At 72.7% G+C, this 21,496-nt stretch carries 16 protein-coding genes; 13 read left to right on the top strand and 3 right to left on the bottom strand.

The window, feature by feature from the left end; genetic code table 11:
- Positions 1 to 62: 62 nt before the first annotated feature.
- The gene (locus tag ACKUB9_RS30725; protein WP_407529905.1) at positions 63 to 1,334 is read right to left on the bottom strand and encodes a polysaccharide biosynthesis/export family protein; all 1,272 of its coding nucleotides are present in this window, start codon (positions 1,332 to 1,334) and stop codon (positions 63 to 65) included.
- A gap of 245 nt (positions 1,335 to 1,579) precedes the next feature.
- Between ACKUB9_RS30725 and ACKUB9_RS30720 the strand changes: the two genes are divergently transcribed.
- The 3 genes from ACKUB9_RS30720 to ACKUB9_RS30710 all read left to right on the top strand — a co-directional run bounded on the left by ACKUB9_RS30720 (position 1,580) and on the right by ACKUB9_RS30710 (position 4,137).
- Entirely contained in the window at positions 1,580 to 2,725 is a 1,146-nt protein-coding gene (locus ACKUB9_RS30720; RefSeq protein ID WP_407529907.1) for an alginate lyase family protein, read from the top strand.
- Positions 2,726 to 2,846: 121 nt separating this feature from the next.
- Positions 2,847 to 3,137: a hypothetical protein gene (locus ACKUB9_RS30715; RefSeq protein WP_407529909.1), complete on the top strand. Its 291-nt coding sequence runs from the start codon at positions 2,847 to 2,849 to the stop codon at positions 3,135 to 3,137.
- Between the two features lie 196 nt (positions 3,138 to 3,333).
- Complete coding sequence (locus ACKUB9_RS30710; protein ID WP_407529911.1) at positions 3,334 to 4,137, top strand: metallophosphoesterase family protein; 804 nt, start codon at positions 3,334 to 3,336, stop codon at positions 4,135 to 4,137.
- An 81-nt stretch (positions 4,138 to 4,218) separates the two neighbouring features.
- Here ACKUB9_RS30710 and ACKUB9_RS30705 read toward each other — a convergent pair whose 3' ends face one another.
- Complete coding sequence (locus tag ACKUB9_RS30705; protein WP_407529912.1) at positions 4,219 to 5,490, bottom strand: glycosyltransferase family 4 protein; 1,272 nt, start codon at positions 5,488 to 5,490, stop codon at positions 4,219 to 4,221.
- Between the two features lie 4 nt (positions 5,491 to 5,494).
- Positions 5,495 to 6,808 (bottom strand): nucleotide sugar dehydrogenase, encoded by a 1,314-nt coding sequence (locus tag ACKUB9_RS30700; RefSeq protein ID WP_407529914.1) that lies wholly within the window; start codon positions 6,806 to 6,808, stop codon positions 5,495 to 5,497.
- Positions 6,809 to 7,165: 357 nt separating this feature from the next.
- Between ACKUB9_RS30700 and ACKUB9_RS30695 the strand changes: the two genes are divergently transcribed.
- The 10 genes from ACKUB9_RS30695 (at position 7,166) to ACKUB9_RS30650 (ending at position 21,438) form a co-directional block, all read left to right on the top strand.
- Positions 7,166 to 8,614, top strand: coding sequence for an undecaprenyl-phosphate glucose phosphotransferase (locus ACKUB9_RS30695; protein ID WP_407529916.1), 1,449 nt, complete (start codon positions 7,166 to 7,168; stop codon positions 8,612 to 8,614).
- Between the two features lie 109 nt (positions 8,615 to 8,723).
- Positions 8,724 to 10,178, top strand: a complete 1,455-nt coding sequence (locus tag ACKUB9_RS30690) for a hypothetical protein (protein ID WP_407529918.1) — start codon at positions 8,724 to 8,726, stop codon at positions 10,176 to 10,178.
- Positions 10,171 to 12,450 (top strand): GumC family protein, encoded by a 2,280-nt coding sequence (locus ACKUB9_RS30685; protein WP_407529920.1) that lies wholly within the window; start codon positions 10,171 to 10,173, stop codon positions 12,448 to 12,450. Before ACKUB9_RS30690 ends, ACKUB9_RS30685 begins: the two co-directional genes overlap by 8 nt.
- Positions 12,451 to 12,553: 103 nt before the next feature.
- A complete protein-coding gene (locus ACKUB9_RS30680) occupies positions 12,554 to 14,794 on the top strand; it encodes an AAA family ATPase (RefSeq protein ID WP_407529922.1) in 2,241 nt (746 codons plus the stop codon).
- On the top strand, positions 14,791 to 16,029 hold the full coding sequence (locus tag ACKUB9_RS30675) for an acyltransferase family protein (RefSeq protein ID WP_407529924.1): 1,239 nt from the start codon (positions 14,791 to 14,793) through the stop codon (positions 16,027 to 16,029). The genes ACKUB9_RS30680 and ACKUB9_RS30675 overlap by 4 nt, the downstream gene beginning before the upstream one ends.
- A 16-nt stretch (positions 16,030 to 16,045) precedes the next feature.
- Positions 16,046 to 17,215, top strand: a complete 1,170-nt coding sequence (locus ACKUB9_RS30670) for a glycosyltransferase family 4 protein (protein WP_407529926.1) — start codon at positions 16,046 to 16,048, stop codon at positions 17,213 to 17,215.
- A complete protein-coding gene (locus ACKUB9_RS30665) occupies positions 17,215 to 18,687 on the top strand; it encodes an oligosaccharide flippase family protein (protein WP_407529928.1) in 1,473 nt (490 codons plus the stop codon). Before ACKUB9_RS30670 ends, ACKUB9_RS30665 begins: the two co-directional genes overlap by 1 nt.
- 16 nt (positions 18,688 to 18,703) lie before the next feature.
- Complete coding sequence (locus tag ACKUB9_RS30660) at positions 18,704 to 19,612, top strand: glycosyltransferase family 2 protein (protein WP_407529929.1); 909 nt, start codon at positions 18,704 to 18,706, stop codon at positions 19,610 to 19,612.
- A complete protein-coding gene (locus ACKUB9_RS30655) occupies positions 19,609 to 20,625 on the top strand; it encodes a glycosyltransferase (protein ID WP_407529931.1) in 1,017 nt (338 codons plus the stop codon). The genes ACKUB9_RS30660 and ACKUB9_RS30655 overlap by 4 nt, the downstream gene beginning before the upstream one ends.
- 225 nt (positions 20,626 to 20,850) lie before the next feature.
- Entirely contained in the window at positions 20,851 to 21,438 is a 588-nt protein-coding gene (locus ACKUB9_RS30650) for an LbetaH domain-containing protein (protein WP_407529933.1), read from the top strand.
- Positions 21,439 to 21,496: the final 58 nt, after the last annotated feature.

Genomic DNA, 21,496 nt, shown 5'->3' with positions numbered 1-21,496 from the left:
CCCCCCCCCCCCCCCCCCCCCCCCCGCCGGGGGTCGGGGCGGGGTGTCGGGGAGGTGTGGCGTCACTGCGTGGGCTTGAAGTCGTACTCGACCTTGAGGGCCACCTCGATCGTGTCGCCCGGCTGCAGCTCGGTCTCCTCGTCGGCGGCGATGCGGGTGCGCTGGGCCGGGTCGGTCCGGCGATAGACGGCGATGTCCGGGGTGCCGCCGCTGCCGCGCACCAGCTGCGAGCGCACGACGCCCGTGTAGAGCAGCTTCTCGCCCACCGCCTGCAGCTTCGCGCGCGTCTGAGCGAGCTTGATGTCGTTGTCCTGCAGGTCGCGCAGCACCTCCGCCCGGCGCTGGTCGACGAAGCGGTCGACCGACCGGGCCGCGTCCTGCCGGTCCTTCTTCGCCTGCTCGGTCTGCACGCCGATCTGGAGCGCGCGGGTGGAGGACAGGAGGCTCAGGCGGCGGGTCTCCAGGGCGCGGGTGATCGGCACCACGCCGCGCCGGTTGAGGTCGTTGATGCGCTCGATCTCGCTGGAATCGAGCTGGGCGCCCTCGTCCTCCTTCTTGCGCTGCTCGGTGAGCACCTCGATGCGGTCGTCGTAGAGCTTCACGGTGCGCTTCAGGTGGTCACGCTCGCGCGCGTAGTCGCCGCTGCGGGCCGCCAGCAGCTTCTGCTCGTTGTCGAGGATCTGGTTGAGCACCGGGGCGGGCAGCGGCGCGTCGAGCACCGCCTTGCGGTCGAACTCGGACTTCCCGTCGAGTTCCGCGCGCAGCCGTGCGGTCGTGGCCTGCTGGCGCGCGAAATCGGCCCAGAGCGACTGGTACTCGCCGCGCAGCTCCGCGGTCTGGAGGATCGGGCTCTCCATCCGGAAGCGCTGCAGGTCGTAGCCGCCCGCCAGCGACACCGCCTGGCGCACGCTGAGGCCCGCCCGGTAGGGCTGCTCGCCGGGCTTGGCCACGTCGCCGCTGACGTAGATCGGCCGGTATTCGGCGATGGCGAGGGTGATCTCGTCGCCGGAGATCACCGTGAGGTTCTCCTTGCCGTCCTGGCCGCGGATGGTGAGGCTGCGGTTGGGCAGCAGCGTCTTCACCTTCTCGCGCACCGCCGCGACCGGCTGCCCCGCCACCTTCACCTCGCCGATGAGCGGGAAAGAAACCTCCCCGTCGAGGTTCACCGAGAGGCGCTGCTTCATCTCCGGCACGCCCGCCACGGAGAATTCGAGCACGTCGCCCGCCTGGAGGCGGTACTCCGCGGCCGTCGCGGCCCCGCCGCCGACCAGCAGCGCGCCCGCCGCCGCCACGGCCCGCGCCGCCCGCATCACCCCCGCTGTCCGACCTGTCATTCTCCGGCTCCTTCCTTTGATATTCGCATTGATAGGATCAAGTCGCGCAAAAAGCGCAGCAAAACGCATCCATGACGAAGATGTGTCGCGTGTTCGATATTGCATCATGACGAAAATTTCAGGAAATTAACTGTGGACGTCGTGCCGGACCGGGCGGTAGATCTATTCCCGTCGCTTGCGAAACGCCGGATGCCGGCCCGGCCGCGGCCGGGCCGGCCTCTTTCCCGATCATGGAGTTGCTCCGCATGATGCGCCCGCTCATGACCCCGCTCGCCGTGCTGGCCTGCCTCGGTGCGGCCGTGCCCGGACGCGCCGCCTCGCCGGCCGTCGTCTCGGGCTTTGCGGTGGAGCGGGCACGGGCCGTGCGCGGCCAGCCCGGCGGTCCGGCCGCCTGCCCGACCCCCGTCGAGCCGGTGGCGGACATGGCCGGCCTGCAGTCGCGCTACGATCCGAAGGATCCGACCCAGTCGCGCGTCAGCGCCGAGCGGGAGCGCCACGAGGCGGATCGCGGCGGGCGGCTGATGGCCTTCGCGACCGCGCTCGCCCGCCTCTCCGATCAGGCGGTGGCGAGCCGGCCGGCCAATCCCGACCTCGCCCGCTGCGCCATGGGCCAGATCGCCGCCTGGGCGCGCCGGGACGCGCTGTTCACCGGCTCCGAGCGGAACGACGAACTCGGCCGGCACCAGGCGGTGATGACCCGGGCGTGGCACCTCGCCAACGTGGCGGCGGTCGTGCTGAAGGTCTCCCCCGGTCCCGGCGGCGCCGACGAGGCCGCGGTCCACGCCTGGATGGCGCGGCTCGCCCGCTCGGTGATGGACGAGTACGGAGCCGACAACCAATGGTCCCGGCACGGGGCCAATCATCTCTACTGGGCGGGCGTCGCGGTCGGCCTCGCGGGAGCGGTGCTGAACGATCCCGCCATGCGGGACTTCGCGGTCGCGGCCCTGCGGCGCGGCCTCGACGACGTCGACGCGAACGGCGCCCTGCGCAAGGAGATGGCTCGGGGCGAGCGCGCCCTGTTCTACCAGCACTTCGCGGCCCTCGCCCTCGTGGTGCTGGTGCGCTACGCCGACGCCAACGGCATCGCCCTCGATGCCGCGCGCGAGGCGGCGTTCCGGCGCATGCTCGCCTTCACGGCGGCCGAGACCCGCGCTCCGGACAAGGCGCAGGACATCGCCCGCGCGCGGCAGCTCCCCACCAAGGACCGCCAGTCGCTGGCCTGGATCGATCCGGTCCTGCCCTGGCTGCGCCCGCGCGACCCGGACCTCGCCGCCGATCTCGACGCCCTGGCGACCGAAGCGCGGGCGCGCCCGGCCTGGCACGTCTATCTCGGCGGCAACGCGAGCGCGGTGCTCAACCCGGAGGGTATTGCCCGCGCGAAGGGACCCTGAGGCCGTACCCGCGGGCGCGTTGCGCCGAGCGCAGCCGTGGTGCGATGCCGCAGGAACGGTCCGGCCGTCACGCCGTTCCAAGGCGCCTCGGTGAACACTCGCACCCTGGGAGCCTGACCATTTGACGATTGACCTTTCCCCGGCCGTCCATGCGGAAGCGGCCGGCTCCGCCCCGGAGCCGTTCGAAGCGACCATGCTGGCGCTGAGCCACGCCATCAGCGATCACGAGGAGCGGCGCCGCGCGCAGCTCGGCCAGATCGAGCATCTGGCGCGGTGCGGGCAGAAGCGGGACACCGCCCTGCTGGCGCTGGGGCGGACGGAGAATGCGCTCGCGCTGATGCGGTCGCGGCAATCCTACCTGCGGACGGTGCTGCGGCGCGAGCCCCCGCGGCTGGAGACGCCGCGCCTCTAGCCAGTGCGGCCCGGGGGAGCCTCCTCCGGGTCACCTTGGCGAGGTGCCTCGCCGGAACGCTGCCGTCGAGGCACGCCGCCGGACGACCGATCGGCTTCCTCCTACGGCGCAGGTTGGTGTAGAAGCCCGGCGGCCGGGTGGGCGAGGCGCCGTGCCCGGCACGGCGCGGTGCAGGGGAGGTTCGGGAGATCGTGCGGTGAAGCGCGTCACCGGGCCGGACCGAAAATTTTCGCTGATGCAAAAGTTTTCGCTGATGGAGGAGTGGCGCCGCCGGCCCCGCGGCGGCCTCGCCTATTGGCCGGCCCTCGGCGGGCGCACCCTGGCGGTGTTCGGCGACATCCACGGCCGCGACGATCTGCTGGCGGACGCGCAGGCGCGCCTCGACGCCGTGGCGGATGCGAGAGGCATCCGCCCGCTGGAGATCTATCTCGGCGACTACGTCGACCGTGGTCCGGACAGCCCTGCGGTCCTCGACCGGCTGATCGCCCGCGGACGGGAGCGGAAGACGGTCTGCCTGCGCGGCAACCACGAGGCGATGCTGCTCGGCGCCCTGGACGATCGCGAACACCTGCGCGCCTGGCTCGGCTGCGGGGGCGACGCGACCCTGCGCGCCTACGGCTGCCCGCTGCCCCGCGACCCGGAGCCCGCGGCGGCGGACCTGGCGGCCCTGCAGCAGCATCTGCGCCGGGCGCTGCCCGCGCATCACCGCGCCTTCCTGGCCGGACTGCCGGTCGCCTACACGATCGGCGCCATGCTGTTCGTCCATGCCGGCATCCGTCCCGGCCGCCTGATCGCGCGGCAGGACGAGGCGGATCTGCTCTGGATCCGCGAGCCCTTCCTGTCGTCCACGCGCGATCATGGCCTCCTCGTGGTGCACGGGCACACGCCGGTGGCGGCGCCCGATTTCCGCTTCAACCGCATCAATCTCGACACCGGCGCGGTCTATACCGGCGTCCTCACCTGTCTGTTGGTCTCTGACCGGTCGATCGAGGTGCTTTGACGCGTCTGTCCATCGTCACATGCCGGTGTCGCGAGCGATCCCGGGGCCGCCTGCAGCGCACGCGGCCCCGGGAAGCATCCCTCATCGCGGCCCGTCGCCTCCGCGCGGCAGCGCCCGCCCGGGCCGGGCGGGGGAATAGGCCTCGGCGAAGGCCGGCTGGGCCGCGCCCTCCTCGTCGGCGAACAGCTGGGCGTAGGCGGCCAGCAGCTTGGGCTCCTCGTAGGTCCAGGCCAGTTCCTCGCGCACGCGACGCCGCCCGAAGGCGCCCATCTCGGCCCGCCGGTCCGGATCGGCCAGCAGGTCGAGGATCTTGTCGCCGAAATCCGCCGGCTCGGTGTTGCGGGCGTAGAGCGAGGCGGCTCCGGCCGAGACGCGGCCTTCCGTAAGGTCGAACTGCACGATCGGCTTGGCGAGCGCCATGTACTCCATGATCTTGTTCATGGTGGACTTGTCGTTCATGGCGTTTGGCCGGTCCGGGTTGACGCAGACATCCGCCGTCGAGAGGACCCTGAACAGCACCTCGTCGGTCACCCGGCCCGTGAACGTCACGTAATCCGACAGGCCCATCTCGGCGCAGGTGCGCTCCATCTCGGCGAGCGCCGGGCCGCCGCCGACGATCACGAACTGCACGTCGGTGCGCCCGCGCTCCACCACGACGTGGCGCGCGGCGTCGAGCAGCAGGTCGATGCCCTCCTGCTGCCCGATCACCCCGACGTAGCCGACGAGGAAGTCGCGGCCCTTGCGCCAGTGCGGGTCGGGCGGCATCTCGCGGATGCGCGCCAGGCTCGGCCCCGAGCGCACCACGTGCACGCGCTCGGGATCCATGCCGCCGCGGGTGATCGCGATCTCCCGGTAGGACCCGTTCGTCGCGATCGACACGTCGGCGGTGCGGAAGGTCAGGCGCTCGCACAGCAGCATCAGCCGCCAGCCCCAGTCCCGCCGCCCGAACTTCGCCTCGTAGAGCTCCGGGTTGATGTCGTGGTGGTCGAACACGAACTTCTTGCCGAACAGCTTGAAGAAGCCGCCGACGAGGAAGATCAGGTCGGGCGGGTTGCAGGCGTGGATGGCATCGAAGCCGCGCTCGCGCAGGACCCGGAAGGCGAGCCGGAACTCCCAGAACAGGGCGGCGGAGTACTCGGCGAGGTAGCCGAGCGCCCCGTGCCCCTCGACCGGCAGCGGGTGCCGGTAGATGTGGACCCCCTCGATGACCTCGTGGCGCGCCTGCGCGTCGCGGCCGGTGGGGCAGATGACCGAGACCTCGTAGCCCGCCCGGCGCAGCGCGGTCGCCTCCGACCACACCCGCCGGTCGAAGGGGACCGGCAGGTTCTCGACGATGATCAGGATCTTGCGCATCGGCCTACCACAGGAAGCCGTCGTAGCGGTCGTCGAGCGCCTCGGCCTCGGGCAGCCGCGCGAAGTCGAGGATGCGCTGGTCGGGCCCGAGGAGCTCGGCCACCGCGCGGTACTCGGGCGACTTCGCCGTCACCACCACCACCTCGGCCTCCGCCACGGCCTCGTCGAGCGAGCCCACCATCAGGTCGGCGATGTGCGGGATCACGCCGTACAGGTAGCTGCGGTTGGCGCCCGTGAGCCGCGCGAGTTCGACGTTCCGGTCGAAGATCCGGATCTGGCAGCCCTTGCCGATCAGCCGCTCGATGATCTCGAGGTAGGGGCTCTCGCGCAGGTCGTCGGTGCCGGCCTTGAAGCTGAAGCCCAGGAAGGCGACCCGCTTGGCGCCGGTCTCCAGGATCCATTCGGTGCCGCGCTCGATCTGCTGGCGGTTGCTGCGGCCGATATTGGCGATCACCGGCAGGTCGAGGTCGTGGGACAGCGCGTGGTGGGCGAGCGCCCGGGTGTCCTTGGGCAGGCACGAGCCGCCGAAGGCGAAGCCCGGCTTGAGATAGGCCTTCGAGATGTTGAGTTTTTCGTCGGCGCAGAACATCTCCATGAGCGCGTGGCTGTCGATGCCCGTCTGCTTGCAGATCGCCCCGATCTCGTTGCCGAACGTGACCTTCAGGGCGTGCCAGACGTTGTCGGCGTACTTCGCCATCTCGGCGATCTCGAGCGAGGTGCGGAAGGTCGGGCCGGGCAGCCCCTCGTAGAGCCCGACGAGCCGCTCGGCGGTCTCCGGGTCGACCTCGCCGATCACCGTCTTGGGCGGGTCGTAGAAATCCGCGACCGCGGTGCCCTCGCGCATGAATTCGGGGTTGCTGGCAAGGCCGAACCGCTCGCCGACCTGCCCGCCGATCTCCTGCTCCAGGATCGGCAGCACCCGGCCGCGGACCGTGCCGGGCAGCACCGTCGAGCGCACCACGATCGAGTGGTAGGCGTTCTTGCCCGCGATCGCCTTGCCGATCTGGCGCGCCACAGTCTCGACGGCCCTGGTGTCGAGGGAACCATTCGGCCGGCTCGGCGTTCCGACGCAGATGAGCGACAGGTCGGTGTCGAGGGCCGCTTCCTCGACATCCATCGTCGCGCGCAGATTGCCGGCCGCCACCGCGTCTGCAACGTATTCGGCCACGTCCTTCTCGACGATCGGCGCCTTGCCGCTCGTGAGCAGGTCGACCTTGGTTGGATTCAGATCCACACCGACGACTTGATGGCCCATATGGGCCAGGCAGGCCGAGCAAACGGTGCCGACGTAGCCGAGGCCGAACACACTGACATTCATGCCTGGAGTCCTCTTTCCGCGCGGGGATTGGGGATGCGAACGTCGTCGTGGCACCGGCTAAGCTTTGCCGGCGCACACGGCATGATGTGACGTGGACTGGGGCAGTCCGATCGATTGCCGAGCGTGGCTCTATCGCACCGCAGTAATGGTGCGATCTAGCGGCATGCCCCGTCAACCCCGAAAAATAAACCAACTTAGACCAAATATGACTATTTTTTAGGCAGATATTGATTAATTTTTAGGCTTCCTTGGGTCCAGCCTTGCCGATAACGTCCGCCCTCATCCAGAGCGGTTGTGCAGTGCGGTATGTCGCGGATCCGCGAGGAAGCCGGGCGGACCAGTAGCAAGGACTCAGCAATGGTGGCCTCGTTCGAACCGTATCGCGCCCATGCCCGCCATGCGCCGCAACAGATCGACAGGCGACAGACCTTCACCCTCCCGGTTCCGCTTCTCAGCCTCGCCGCCTGCCTGGGCGACATCCTGGCGATCCTGGCGGCCGCCACCGCCGCCGGCTCCGCCTATCACTGGGCCGCGTTCGGCACCCTCGGGCCGATCGACGGCTGCGTCGCGGCGGGCGCCGTGCTCGCCTCGCTGTTCGTGATCCGGATGCACGCGCGGGGCCACTACGCCCTGGAGCGGCTGACCGGGCGGGGTCTCGGCGTCACCGACATCCTCTCGACGTGGTTCATCGCCGCCGCGATCCTGATGGGGCTCGCCTTCCTGCTGAAGGCCGGCAACGATGTCTCGCGCGGCTTCTTCGTGACCCTGGTGGCGGCCGGCCCGCTCGCGGTCTGCGCCGGCCGGGCGGGCGTCCAGGCGCTGGCCCGCCGGGCGGTGCGCGAGCACCGCGTGGTGGAGCGGCGCGTCCTGCTCATCGGCGAGCGCGGGGAGGCCCTGAGCTTGGGTCTGCAGCGGCGCCTGCGGGATTCGGGCACCCGCATCGTCGACGTGATCGCCTGCGACTTCCCGGGCGGCGACATCGAGGCCTGCGCGGCGGCGGCGATCGGCCGGGCGCGGGCGGAGCGGGTGGATCAGATCCTGATCTGCCTCAACTGGTCCCGCTTCGGCGAACTCAACGAGGTGCTGGCGCGCCTGCGGGTGCTGCCGCTGCCGGTTCTCCTCGTGGCCGATCACGGGCTGCGCAGCCTGCTCGCCAACCCGATGACCCAGATCGGCTCGGTGCCCGCCGTCGAGGTGCAGCGCAGCCCGCTGAGCCTCGGCGAGCAGGCGGCCAAGCGCCTGTTCGACCTCGCCTTCGCCTCCTGCGCCCTCGTCGCGCTGCTGCCGCTCCTCGCGGCGGTGGCGGTGGCGGTGCGCCTCGACAGCCCCGGCCCGGTCCTCTTTCGCCAGACCCGGATCGGCTTCAGCGGTCGCCGCTTCCGGATCTACAAGTTCCGCACGATGACAACGCTCGACGACGGGGCGGTGGTCCAGCAGGCGCGGCGCGACGACGCCCGCATCACCCGGGTCGGCCGCTTCCTGCGCAGCTCCAGCATCGACGAGCTGCCCCAGCTCCTCAACGTGATCCGGGGCGACATGTCCCTCGTCGGCCCGCGCCCCCACGCGCTCGCCCACGACGACCAGTACACCCGGCTGATCGCGAACTACGCCTTCCGCCACCACGTCAAGCCCGGCATCACGGGCCTGGCCCAGGTCAGCGGCTGCCGCGGCGAGACCCCCACGGTCGACCACATGGAGCGGCGCGTGGAGCACGACATCGCCTACGTCAACCGCTGGAGCGTCTGGCTCGACCTGAAGCTGATCGTGATGACCGCGGTCCAGGTGCTCAAGCACGACGCCTACTGACGGCCCCGCCGCCGCATGGCGGCCCGCCGAGACACAAGGAACCGGCCGGGCGCGGGGATCCTCCGCCGCCCGGATCCTCGTCCCGTTCGCCTGTCCGATTGAGGTGAGAATGACCCCGACGGCTGCGGCCCTGACCACCCTGAGCCCTGCGGGCCTGCCCACGGCGCGCCGGTCCGCCCGGCTGCGCGCCGCGGCGCCCGCGTGGTTCCGGCCCGAGCCCCGCGCCGCGTTCTTCTCCGCGATCATCCTTCTCGGCGGCCTGCTCTTCCCGAGCGAGGCGGCGATCAAGGTCGGGATCGTGCTCACGAGCCTGCGCATCGCCCTGCTCGTGCTCCTGCCCTGGAGCATCACGGTGCTGGCCCGCAAGCTCACCCGCGGCGGCTTCGTGCCGGTGATGTCCGACGCGGTCGTGCTGGTCCTCGTCCTGTGGATGGAGCTGGCGCTCGTGGTCACGCAGGGGCCGGCCGCGGTGGCGAGCGCCGCCGGGCTGCGCCCGGTGGAGTTTCTGAGCGCCTACCTCGCGGGCCGCTGCCTGTTCGGCACCCGGGCGGGGCTCGAACCCTTCGCGCGCGTCCTCCTGGCGGTGGCCGGCATCCTCCTCCTCATGGCGATGGTCGATCTCGCGTCGGGCGAAAACATCTTCGCGCGCGTCGCCCGCCAGGTCTTCGGCGTCGACCGCGGCGCCCTCTACATGACGCAGTACCGCTTCGGACTGCCGCGGGCGCGGGCGTCGTTCGAGCACGCCATCCTGTTCGGCACCTTCTTCGCGACCTGCGCGACGCTGCTCTACCACCTCCTCGACAGCCCGACCCTGCGGGCGGCGGCAGTGGCCGTCTGCTTCGCGGGCGCGCTCTCGGCGCTGTCCTCGGCGCCGCTCCTGGCCTTCATGCTGTTCGTCGCCTTCGTCTCCTTCGACCGGCTGTTCTGCCATGCGACCTGGCGCTGGACCGCCCTCGTCGGCGTGATGCTCTACGGACTCGCGATGCTGCTGCTGCTCGTCGACGATCCGCTGCGCACCCTCATCGACCTGTTCACCCTCGATCCCCAGACCGGCGTCTACCGCTTCCTGATCTGGGAATGGGTCGCCTACAACCTGCAATCCTCGCCCTTCTTCGGCATCGGCAATCGCGACTGGGTGCGGCTCTCCACGATGGTGTCGAGCGTCGACGCCCTCTGGCTCGCCCAGGCGCTCAACGCGGGCTACGTCGGCACGGCGCTGCTCGCGCTCTCCGTGCCGAGCGCCTTCTTCGTCTGGACCCCGCGCGCCACCCCGCGCCGCGACGATCCCTGGCACGCGCAGGCCCGCAAGGCCATCACCATCGCGCTCGTGCAGCTCTGCTTCATCTCCTTCACGGTGTTTTTCTGGGGCACCGTCTGGGCGTGGTTCGCGCTCCTGATCGGCATCCGCGCCGGCCTCTCGGAGGCGCGCTACCTCAACCCGGCGGCGCGCGGCGAGGATATGGCGGGCGGCCTCGCCGCCCGGGTCCCGGCGCGTCTCACCCGCTCCGCCGGCGCCGCGCTGCGCCGGCCTCGTCCCGAGGAGGTGCGTCGCGCCGATGCTTGACCGATCCGCCTCGTCCGGCGCGCGCCACGCGGCGCCCGCTTCCGCCAAACCCACGGTCCGCCGCCGGATCAGCGATCCCGGCGACGTCACCTACCTGATCTCGGTCGCCCGGCGGCGCTGGCGGATCATCGTCGGCTTCGCGCTCGCGGGCCTCGCGCTCGGCGGCGTCTACCTCGCGGTGGCGACGCCGCAATACCTCGCGACCGCGCGCATCCTGGTGGATTTCCGCCGCCTCGCCGACATCGGCCAGGACCAGCTCGCCATCAACAACAAGGTCAACGACTCGGCGGTCGACAGCCAGGCGACGATCATGACCTCGGACGGCGTGGTCGGGACCGTGGTCCGCGACCTCGGCCTCGACCGGGACCCCGAATTCGTCGAGGCCTCCTCGGGGTTTTCCCGCCTGCTCGTGCTCGCGGGGCTCGCGGAGGAGGCGCCCGAGACCGACGAGGCGCGCCGCCGGGTGGCGATCGAGACGATGGGCAAGCGCTTGCGCGCGGTGCGCGTCGGCGTCTCCTACGTGATCGAGGTGCGCGCCCTGACGCGGGAGGCCGACAAGTCCGCCCGGATCGCCAACGGCATCGCCCGCGCCTACATCAACGACCAGCTCGCCGCCAAGCAGGAGACCGCCGGCAGCGCCAACGACTGGTACCGGCGGCGCGTCGCCGACCTCCAGGCCCAGGCGTCCGAGGCCGAGAAGGCGGCGGTCGCCTACCGCGCCAAGCATGAGATCATGCTGGTCGACGGCAAGTTCGTGGACGAGCAGCAGCTCGGCGAACTCAGCACCCGCCTGATCACCGCCCGCAGCGACCGCGCCCAGGCCGAGGCCAAGGTCGACCAGATCGAGGCGATCCTGCGCAACGGCGCGCAGGGCGCGGTGGCGGACGAGTTCCGCAACACCGTCATCGTGGCGCTGCGCCAGAAGCGGGCGCAGGTCAGCCAGCGCATTGCCGAGGCCACCGACCGCTACGGGCCGACGCACGAATCCGTCGAGCGCGCCCGCGCGGAGCTGCGCGAGGTGCAGAACTCCATCGCCGAGGAATTCCGGCGCCTCGCGGCGGGCACCCGCAGCGACGCGGCCGTGGCCAAGCTCAACGAGGAGGCGATCAGCCGCGGCCTCGAAGACCTTGCGGCCCGGTCGGGCCGCGCTCAGGCGATCCGGGTCGAACTCGCCCAGCTCCAGAGCAAGGCCGACACCTACAAGGCGATGCGCGACGCCTTCATGTCCCGCTTCACCGAGGCCGCGCAGGAGCAGACCTACCCGGTCACCGAGGCGCGCGTGGTCAGCGAGGCCTCGGCACCCCTGCGCCCGGCTTCCCCGGACCCGTTCCGCTCCCTCGTGGGCGGCCTCGCGGCCGGCCTCGGCCTCGGCTGCGTGGTGGCGCTCGCCCGCGAGATCACCTCCCGCCGCGTGCGCGACCGGGAGCAGCTGGAGGCGGCGGTGCGCGCACCCTGCGTGGCGGTGGTGGGCGAGATGCCGGCGCTGTCCCGAAACAGCGGGCGGGGCGTACCGGGCGGCCGTCCGCTGGAATTCGCCGCACGCGATCCCCTCGGCGCTTTCGCGGAGGCCCTGCGCGGGGTGCGGCTCGCCGCCGACGTGCAGTGTCCCCCGGAGCCCGGCCGCAACGGCATCGTGCTCGGCGTGATCGCGGCCCTGCCCGGGGAGGGCGCCACCACCGTGGCCTCGAACCTCGCCTCCGTGATGGCGGCGGCCGGCAGCCCGACGCTCCTCGTCGATCTCGACCTGCGCCGCCGCCGCTTGAGCGCGCTCGTGCGGGCGGAAGCCGGCGGGGCTGCCGGCGGCCAAGGGAGCGGCCAAGGCCTGCAGGAGGTGCTCGACGCCACCGTGCCGCTGCGCGAGGTGATCGACCGCCGCGAGGCCACCGGGCTGCACGTCCTGCCGTCGAGCGCCGTGCGCGACCGCCTGCACCCCGCCGAGCGCATGACCTCGCCCGCCCTTGAGACCCTGCTCGATGCCGGGCGCAAGGGCTACCGCTACGTGGTCGTCGACCTGCCGCCGATGCTGCCGGTCGCGGATGCGAGGGCGCTCGCGCCCCATGTCGACGCCTTCGTGCTCGTCACGCGCTGGAACCACACCACCCTGGAGGATCTCCAGAACGCCATGGCGCTGAACCCCGGGATCGCCGGCAAGCTCGTCGGCGTCGTGCTCAACCGGGCCGACCCGGTGATGCTCCAGCGCGCGGACGACCTCGTGCTGATCCGCAGCCTCGCCTACCTCGACGAGACGGCCATCCGTCAGGAGGCCGCGTGACGCTCCCCTCCCGCCCCGATCGCGATCGCCCCGCCGGGCGGTTGGTGGCCCCGACCGTCCCGGCACCTGCCCGGTGCGCCGCATCCCGTGGAGCCGTGCCCGTATGACCTACATCGATCAGGATCTCGCGCTCGCTCCCTATCCGGGGCGCGGCGCGCCGGGGCCGACGCTCCAGAACGAGATCCGGGCGGTCCTGGCGCTGCTGCGCCGCCGGCTGCCGCTGATCCTCGCCTGCGCGCTCCTCGGCGGGATCGTGTTCACGGTCGCCGCCTACACGGCGACGCCCCTCTACCGGGCGAGCGCCGAGATCTCGGTCGATCCCCGCCGCCTCAGCGTCCTCGACACCAAGGATGAGCGCCGCCGGCAGGAGCCGGTCTTCGACCCGGCCCGCGTGGACAGCCTCGTGGAGACGGTGCGCTCCGAGCGGATCGCCCGCGCGGTGGTGGCCGACCTTGCCCTCGACGAGGACCCGGAGTTCAACGGCACCCGCCCGGGCCTGCTCGCGCGCCTCACCGCCTGGATCACCGACGACGCTCCCGAGGCCCCGAGCCCGGCCGAGCGCCGGCAGGCCGCCGTGGAGGCCGCCGCCGGCGGCCTCTCGGCCGCCCGTGTCGAGAACACCTTCGTGATGGAGGTCCGCTTCCTGGCCGAGAGCCCCGAGAAGGCGGCGCGGGTCGCCAACGGCTTCGCGCAGGCCTTCCTGCGCGACCAGATCCAGGCCAACAGCGACACGACCCAGCAGGCCGCGGGCTGGCTCAAGAAGCGGCTCGACGATCTCGCCCGCGAGGCCACCCGGGCCGAGGCCGCGGTCGCCGCCTACAAGCGTCAGAACAACATCGCGACCGCGGACGGCAAGTCCATCGATGATCAGGCGCTCGCCTCGATCAGCACCATGCTGACCGAGGCCGCGGGCAACACCGCGACCGCGCAGGCGAAGCTCGACCGCGTGGTGGCGGTGAACCGCGCCGCCACCCCCGACCTCGCCGTGGCCGACGCGCTGACGAACGAGGTCATCACCAAGCTGCGCCAGCAATACATCGAGACCACGTCGCGGGCGGCCGACCTCGCCTCGCGCTTCGGCGACGACCACCCGGTGGTCAAGCGCCTGCGGGGGGATGCCGGCAACATGATGGAGGCGATCCGCGGCGAGTTGCGGCGGATCGAGGAGGTCTACCGCAGCGACCTCGAGATCGCCCGCAAGCGCGAGGCGGCGTTGCGCCAGAGCCTCGACGAGCAGTTCCGCAAGACCAGCGACATCGGCGCCCATCAGGTGCGGCTGCAGGACCTGGAGAGCACCGCCCGCACGGCGCGGCAGGCCTACGAGGATTACGCCCAGCGCTACATCCAGACCGTGCAGCGCGAGACCTTCCCGGTCAGCGAGGCGCGGCTCATCGCCGAGGCGACCCCGCCCACCAAGAAGTTCTCGCCCAAGCGCACCCTGCTGATGGGGCTCGGCGTCGTCGGCGGCGGCGCGCTCGGCCTGCTGCTCGGCTTCGCGGTCGACCTCGCCGACCGCAGCCTGCGCACGCGCCGCGAGGCCGCGGAGGCGGTCGGCTGCGACTGCCTGGGCTTCATCCCGGCCGCCCGCGACGATACCGGCCGGAAGGGGGCGGGCGACCCGGCCGGCCCGGGCGGGAAGGCGGCGCCGGGCCTCGCCTGGGACCATGTCCTGCGCTCGCCCTTCTCGATCGGGGCCGAGACCCTGCGCGCCATCCGGGTGGCGGCCGACCAGGCCCACGAGGGGCGGGGCGTGCGCTGCATCGGCGTCGTCTCCTGCCTGCCGGGAGAGGGCAAGACCTCGGTCTCGGCGAACCTCGCCCGGCTGATCGCCCGCAGCGGCCGGCGCGTCCTGCTCATCGACGGCGACCTGCGCAATCCGACGCTCACCCGCGGCCTCGCGCCGGAGGCGGTCACGGGTCTCGCCGACGCGCTCGACGGCGTGGATCTCGGCGCCGCGGTGCTGCCGTCCGCCGACCTCTCCCTCGACTTCCTGCCCGCCACAATGGGCGGCATGCAGCGCGACGCCACCGAGATCCTCGGCTCGCCCGCGATGCGCGCGCTGCTGGCCGAGGCGCGCGAGCGCTACGACTACCTCGTCGTCGACCTGCCGCCGATGATGCCCGTCACCGACGTGCGCGCGCTCGCCTCCGCGATCGACGCCTTCGTGCTGGTGATCGAGTGGGGCGCGACCTCGCGCGAGGTCGTGGCCGACGCCCTGCGCTCGGCCCCCGTGGTCTGGGACCGGCTGCTCGGCACGGTGCTGAACAAGGCCCGGCTCAAGCAGCTCAAGCGCTACGGCGAGGCACCCAGCACCTACTACCACGAGCGGTACATCAAGGCATGAGCGTCGCCCCCATCCGAAACGAGCAGCCGACAACTTCGGCCGCGACCGATGCCGCGACGGCGGGGGCGATCCCCGCGATCCTGCAGGGCTCGCACATCCCGGGCCTCGACGGCGTGCGGGCGCTCTCGATCCTGATCGTGCTCGCCGGGCATTACGGCTTCGGCCGCGTCGTGCCGGGCGGCCTCGGCGTCACGATCTTCTTCTTCCTCAGCGGCTTCCTGATCACCACGCTGTTGCTGCGCGAGCAGCGGCGGACCGGCGGGATCGACCTGCGCAACTTCTACATCCGGCGCGCCCTGCGGCTGACCCCCGAGATGGCCGCCTTCGTGCTGATCATCGCGGCCATCGCGTGGTACCAGGGCTTCCTGGTCCGCCCGGTCGAACTGCTCGCCGCGCTGTTCTACTTCACGAACTACTACCACCTCACGGTCGGCATGTGCGGCTACGACGCCTGCGCGGGCTGGCACATGCTGTGGTCGCTCGCCGTCGAGGAGCACTTCTACCTCGTCTTCCCGCTCACCCTGATCCTGATCGGGCCGCGCCCGCGCCTGCTGCTGGCGGTCTTGAGCGGCGTTCTGGTGTTCGGGCTCGCCTGGCGCCTCGTCGTGGTGCTGGGCCTCTCGCTCCACCCCGACTGGACCTACAAGGCGAGCGACGCGCGCCTCGATTCCATCGCCTACGGCTGCTGGCTCGCGGTGGTCTTCTGCCGGTTCCCGGAGCGGCTGCGCTGGGCGTGGCCGCACGGGCGGGCGCTGTTCGCCGCCGCCGCCGGCCTCCTCCTCCTCTCGCTCAGCCTGCGCAACCCGGCGTTCCGAGACACGGCGCGCTACTCGGTGCAGGGGCTCGCCCTCACGCTCGGCTTCGTGGCGCTCTACGGCAGCGAGGCCGGCGGGTTCGTGCGCGACGCGCTCGAACGGCCGGCGCTGGTCTGGCTCGGGCGGCTCTCCTACGGCACCTACCTCTGGCACTTCGTGCCCCTCGACCTCGGCCTGAACCTCGTCGGCGTGCGGCAGGCCGCGCTGCTCCCGCTGCACCTGAAGCTCGTCGTGGCCCCGCTCGCCGGGCTCGCGTCGGTCGGCCTCGCCTACCTGTCCTACCGCCTCATCGCCCAGCCTGCGGCGGGCCTGCGCCACCGCTTCGGCCCGCGGCGGCGCCCCGTACCGGCCGCATTCCATCCCGCTGCCCGCGACGCCGCGCCCGAGGGCGCGATGAGCCCGGCGGCCGGGCGGTCCTGAACCGGAGAGAGACGCCGTGCGCATCGCCTTCCTGTCCCCCGGCTCGCCCGAGACGCCCGCCGCCTGGAGCGGCACGCCGTACTTCTGCCTGCGCGCCCTGCGCGAGCAGTTCGAGACCGTCGTGCCTGTGGAAAGCCCGACCATGCAGGTGCTGCAGCGGGGCCTGCGCCGGGCGGCCGGCCGCCTGCGCACCGACCCGGCGCGCGAGCCCGCCTTCGGGCGGCTCTACGCGCTCGCCCTGCGCCGCCAGCTCGACCGCCTGCGCCCCGACGCTGTGTTCGGGCTGGCCAGCACGACGCAGCTCGCCGGGCTCGTCGGCGACCATCCGGTCGTCCACTGCTCGGACGCCACCTTCCGGGGCATGTGCGGCTACTACCCCGACTGGTTCTCGGGTCTTTCGCCGCGCTCGGTGCGCAACGGCGAGGCGATGGAGCGCCGGGTGATCCTCGGCGCCGCGCTCTCCCTCTATCCCTCCGACTGGGCCGCGGCCTCGGCCCGCGACGATTACGGCGCGCGCCCCGAGCGCGTCCACACGGTGCCGTTCGGGGCGAATCTCGCCGATCCGCCGGCCCGCGATCCCTTCGTGCGCGACGGCGTCTGCCGCCTGCTGTTCGTGGGCGTCGACTGGGCGCGCAAGGGCGGCGACCTCGCCCTCGCGGTGCTGCGCGGACTGACCGAAGCGGGCATCGCGGCGGAACTGCACGTCGTCGGCTGCGCCCCCCCGCCCGACGCGGCGGCCATTCCCGGCCTCGTCGCCCACGGCTTCCTCAGCAAGGGCGACCCCGATCAGGTGCGGCGCCTGCAGGAGCTCTTCGCCCGGGCCGCCTTCCTGATCGTGCCGAGCCGCCAGGAGGCCTACGGGCTCGTCTTCTGCGAGGCCGGCGCCTACGGCCTGCCGAGCCTGGCCACCGAGACCGGCGGCATCCCGACGATCGTGCGGCCGGGCGTGAACGGATTCCTGTTCGCGCCGGAGGCCGGCCCCGGCCCCTACGTCGAGGCGGTGCGGGAGCACTGGTCCTCGCCCGCCGCCTATGCGCGGCTGCGCGAGAGCACGCTCGCCCGCGCCCGCGCCGTGCTGACCTGGGCCGCCTGGGGCGAGCGCAGCGCCGGACTGATCCGTCGCGCCGCGAGGCCGGCCCCCGTGCCGGCGGCCCCGCTCGCCCCCGCCGCGGAGGGCGCGCGCTGATGGCGGCCCGCTCGCACCTGCGCTCCGGCGCCACACTCCTGTCGGCCAACCTCGCCGACATGCTGTTTCCCTTCGCGCGCAACGTCGCGCTCTCGCACACCCTGCCAACCGACCAGTATGGTCTGGCGATCTCCCTCTCGGTGGTGGCGGCCTTCGCCGAACTCGCCACCGATATCGGCCTGCAATACTCGGCCGTGCGCGGCCACGGCGACACCGACCCCGACGAGGTCTACGGCACGCTGCACGCGGTGGCGCTGCTGCGCGCCGGCCTCATCGCCCTCGGCCTGCTGGCGGCGGCCCCGCTCGTGGTCTGGTCGCTCGATGCCGGGCACGCTCTCTGGGCCTTCCTGGCGCTCGCCCTGGTGCCGCTCATCCGCGCCTTCCAGAACCTCGGCGTCAAGGAGCTGACGCGCTCCTACGAGTTCGGGCCGGACGCCGCGACGGTCATCGGCGCGCAGCTCGCCTGGACGCTGGTGGCGGTGGGGATCGCGCTCGTCGTGCGCGACTACCGCTGCATGCTGGCGGGCATCCTCGGGGGCGCGATCGTCAGCGTCGTGGTCTCGCAGGTGATGGCGCGGCGGCCCTGGCGGCTCGCCTGGAACCGCGAGGTCGCCCGCGAGGCGGAGCGGTTCGGGCGCCCGCTGATCCCCAACGGCATGGCCAACGCCTTCAGCATCATGGGCGACCGGCTCCTCGTCGGCAGCGCGCTCGGGGTCCAGGCGCTCGCCCTCTACAACAACGCGATGGGCATCGCGCTCATCCCCCGCGGGCAGCTCATCAAGTTCCTCACCAGCGTCTACCTGCCGGCCTTCGTCACCCGCACCCCGGCGGAGGCGGCGCGGGCGCGGCTCCACGACCAGTGGGCGGTGTGGCTGTCGCTCGCGGCCTTCGCGTACGGCCTCGCGCTCCTGGCGGTCGGGCGACCGATGATCGGCTTCGTGTTCGGCCCAGCCTACACGCCGTCGCTGGCGCTGATGAGCGCCATCGCGGTCGACGTCAGCATCAAGACGCTGCTCGCCTTCCCGGTCCCGCCCTGCCTCGCCGCCGGCCAGACCCGCTTCGTGCTCTGGGGCTCGATCGCCGGGGCGGGGGTGGTGCTGATCGCGGCCGCCACCATCCCGCTCCACCGCTCGCTCGCGGGCTTCGTGGGCGGGCTCGCCGCGGGCGAGAGCCTGGTCCTCGTCGGCATCGTCTGGCGCACGCTGGGCTGGCACGGTTTCTCGCCGCGCCTCGCGTGGTTCCTGGTGCTCTTCCCCGTGGGCGCGCTCCTGGCGCTCGCGGCCCTGGCACCGCAGGCCGCGGGCCTGCCGTTCCAGCATTGGTTCGGGCTCTGCGTCGCCTACGGGCTCGCCGGGCTCGTCGTCTACGCGGTCGCGCTGCGCCTGAGCGGGCTCTCGCCCGCCGACCTCGTGCGGATGCGGGCGCCCGCGGACCGCACCGTGCCGGCGGGCGAGCCGGCGGGGGCTGCCTGAGATCATGGAGGCACGCATGCACGCATCCGGTGACGCGCCACCGACCGGCCTCGTCTCGGTGGTGATCCCGCACGTCGACGATCTGGCGAACCTCGACCGCTGCCTCGCCCTGCTGGCGGCCCAGACGCTGCCCGCCGGCCGCGTCGAGGTCGTGGTGGCCGACAACGGTTCGTCCGTCGGCCTCGGCGCCGTGGCGACGGCGGTGGGCCGGCGCGCCCGCGTGGTCGACGCGCCCGAGCGCGGGGCGGGCCCTGCGCGCAACGCCGGCGTCGCGGCGGCCCGGGGCGACATCCTGGTCTTCCTCGACAGCGATTGCCGCCCGGAGGCCGACTGGCTCGCCCGCGGCCTCGCGGCCCTCGACGGCGCGGACGTGGTCGGCGGCGCCGTCCGGGTGGTGGCCGAGAACGCCGCCGCCCCGACGCCCGTCGAGGCGTTCGAACTCGTCTTCGCCTTCCGCAACGACCTCTACGTGGCGCGCAAGGGCTTCACGGTCACCGCCAACATGTTCGTGCGCCGCGCCGTGTTCGAGGCGGTCGGTCCCTTCCGCAACGGGATGTCGGAGGACGTGGACTGGTGCCACCGCGCCCGCGCGCGGGGCTACCGCCTCGCCTACGCGCCGGGCGCCGTGGTGGCCCATCCCGCGCGGCGGACCTGGGACGACCTCGTGCGCAAGTGGCGGCGCACCACCCGCGAGGCCTACCTGCTGGCGCGGCCGGGCGGCCTGCGCGTGCTGCCCTGGCTCGCCCGGGCCTGGCTCGTCCTGCTCTCGGCCCTGCCGCACGCCCTCAAGGCGATGCGCGCCGCCGAGGTCGGGCCGTGGCGCGACCGGATCGGGGCCGCCCGCGTGCTCCTGCGCATCCGCGGCTTCCGCTTCGTCGAGGCGCACCGCCTCGCCTTCGCCCGCCCGCCGGAGGCCGCGCGATGACCGGCGTGGCGGTGGGCATCGTCGGCTTCCGCTGCCCGGAGGCGATCGCGGACTGCCTGGCCAGCCTCGACCGGTCGACGCATCCGGTGCGCCGGGTCGCGATCTGCGAGAACGGCGGCGCGGAGGCCTTCGACGCGCTCGAAGCCGCCCTCGGGCGGCTCGGCTTCACGGCCGCCGCGGCGGCGCCCGCCGGGGGAGGGGAGGCGACCGACCGATCCTTGCGCCTCGCCCGGCCGGCCCGGCCGGGCGCCATCGCCGAGGTCGTGGTCCACCGGGCGGTGCGCAACCTCGGCTACGCGGGAGCGATCAACGCGATCCTCGAATCCCTCGCGCCGGATCCCGACTGGTCGGCCCTCTGGATCCTCAACCCGGACACCGAGCCGGCGCCGGACGCGCTCGCCGCCCTGGTGGCGCACGCCGCGCGCGGGGGCTACGGCATCGTCGGCAGCCGCCTCATCGTCAAGGGCTCCGGCCGGGTCCAGCTCTATGGCGGGCGCTGGCGGCGCTTCCTCGGACGCGGCTACAACATCGGACTGGGCGCGGCCGCCGAGGCGCCGGTCGACCCGGCCGAGATCGAGCGCAGCCAGACCTACGTCTCGGGCGCCGCCATGTACGTGACGCGCGACTTCGTGCGCGCGGTCGGCCCGATGAGCGAGGATTACTTCCTCTACGCCGAGGAGGTGGATTGGTGCCTGCGCCGGGGCGCTTTCCGGCTCGGCTACGCGCACGACGCGGTGGTGCTGCACGACCACGGCGCCACGATCGGCTCGAACCTCGACCGGCGGTCGCGCTCGGCGATTTCGGTCTTCCTCGACGAGCGCAGCCGCCTGCTCCTCACCCGCCGCTTCTACCCCTACGCCTTCCCGGTCGCCGCGGCCGCGACCCTGCTCCTGACCCTGCAATACGTGCGGGCGGGCGCGGTGCGGAATTTCCGGGTGGCGCTCGCGGGCTGGTGGGCGGGGCTGTGCGGCGAGACCGGCTTCCCCGCCCGCCTCGCCCCGAACCGCAACTGAAGGAGACGCGCCCTGCGACCCGCCACGATCGACCCCGCCCTGGACGCCGTCGCCGCGCCGCACCCCGCCCCGCGCGGGCCCGACCTGTCCGACCCGGGCCTGCGGCGCTCGAAGCGTCTCGCCTTCCTCCTCGCGATCCTCGGGCGGCGCCTGCCGGAGAACTGGGTCTGGCGGCTGATCCGCCGCTGGGAGGGCGGGTCGGCAACGAGCTACTCGCTGCGCGAGGTGCTGTGGGAGCGCAACCGGGTGGTGGCCGGCGCCTACTCGTACGGATCGCTCCTCTACCCGACGCGCCATCTGCGCGAGGGCCTCGTCGTCGGCCGCTACGTCTCCCTGGCGCAGACCGCCTTCTGGTCGTTCAACCACCCGACCGACCGCATCAGCAGCAGCCCGGCCTTCTACGAGGAGGGGGAATACGGCTGCTTCACCAACCTGCCGGAGCCGCACCCCCGCCTGGAGGTGGGGCACGATGCCTGGATCGGCGACTACGTGGTCATCACCCCGCGCTGCCGCCGCATCGGCATCGGCGCCGTGGTGGGGGCGGGCGCGGTGGTCACGCGCGACGTGCCCGACTACGCGGTGGTGATCGGCGCGCCCGCGCGGGTGATCCGCTACCGCGTCCCGGAGGCGGTCCGGGCGCGCCTCATCGCCTCGCGCTGGTGGGAGCTGTCGCCCGACGAATTGCGGCCCTGGCGCAAGGCGCTGGCGCAGCCCGCCGAGGACGCCGCGACCCTGCGCGCCCTCGACGAGATCGCCGCCCACGTCCGCGCGCGGACGAAGGGCGCCGCCCCCGCGAACCCGAGGAGACCATGATGAAGGGGATCGTGCTGGCCGGGGGCTCCGGCACCCGGCTCCACCCGGCAACCCTGTC

The organism is Methylobacterium oryzisoli (assembly GCF_046557895.1).
Lineage (GTDB): Bacteria > Pseudomonadota > Alphaproteobacteria > Rhizobiales > Beijerinckiaceae > Methylobacterium > Methylobacterium oryzisoli.
The sequence above is the reverse complement of the archived record's forward strand: the minus strand, read 5'-3'. Positions and strand labels throughout refer to the sequence as shown.

Bases quoted from the DNA above. Each gene is read 5' to 3' on its own strand.
- ACKUB9_RS30725 (WP_407529905.1), bottom strand. From the start codon at position 1,334: ATGACAGGTCGGACAGCGGGGGTGATGCGGGCGGCGCGGGCCGTGGCG.
- ACKUB9_RS30720 (WP_407529907.1), top strand. From the start codon at position 1,580: ATGATGCGCCCGCTCATGACCCCGCTCGCCGTGCTGGCCTGCCTCGGT.
- ACKUB9_RS30705 (WP_407529912.1), bottom strand. From the start codon at position 5,490: ATGCGCAAGATCCTGATCATCGTCGAGAACCTGCCGGTCCCCTTCGAC.
- ACKUB9_RS30700 (WP_407529914.1), bottom strand. From the start codon at position 6,808: ATGAATGTCAGTGTGTTCGGCCTCGGCTACGTCGGCACCGTTTGCTCG.
- ACKUB9_RS30695 (WP_407529916.1), top strand. From the start codon at position 7,166: ATGGTGGCCTCGTTCGAACCGTATCGCGCCCATGCCCGCCATGCGCCG.
- ACKUB9_RS30690 (WP_407529918.1), top strand. From the start codon at position 8,724: ATGACCCCGACGGCTGCGGCCCTGACCACCCTGAGCCCTGCGGGCCTG.
- ACKUB9_RS30685 (WP_407529920.1), top strand. From the start codon at position 10,171: ATGCTTGACCGATCCGCCTCGTCCGGCGCGCGCCACGCGGCGCCCGCT.
- ACKUB9_RS30680 (WP_407529922.1), top strand. From the start codon at position 12,554: ATGACCTACATCGATCAGGATCTCGCGCTCGCTCCCTATCCGGGGCGC.
- ACKUB9_RS30675 (WP_407529924.1), top strand. From the start codon at position 14,791: ATGAGCGTCGCCCCCATCCGAAACGAGCAGCCGACAACTTCGGCCGCG.
- ACKUB9_RS30665 (WP_407529928.1), top strand. From the start codon at position 17,215: ATGGCGGCCCGCTCGCACCTGCGCTCCGGCGCCACACTCCTGTCGGCC.
- ACKUB9_RS30660 (WP_407529929.1), top strand. From the start codon at position 18,704: ATGCACGCATCCGGTGACGCGCCACCGACCGGCCTCGTCTCGGTGGTG.
- ACKUB9_RS30655 (WP_407529931.1), top strand. From the start codon at position 19,609: ATGACCGGCGTGGCGGTGGGCATCGTCGGCTTCCGCTGCCCGGAGGCG.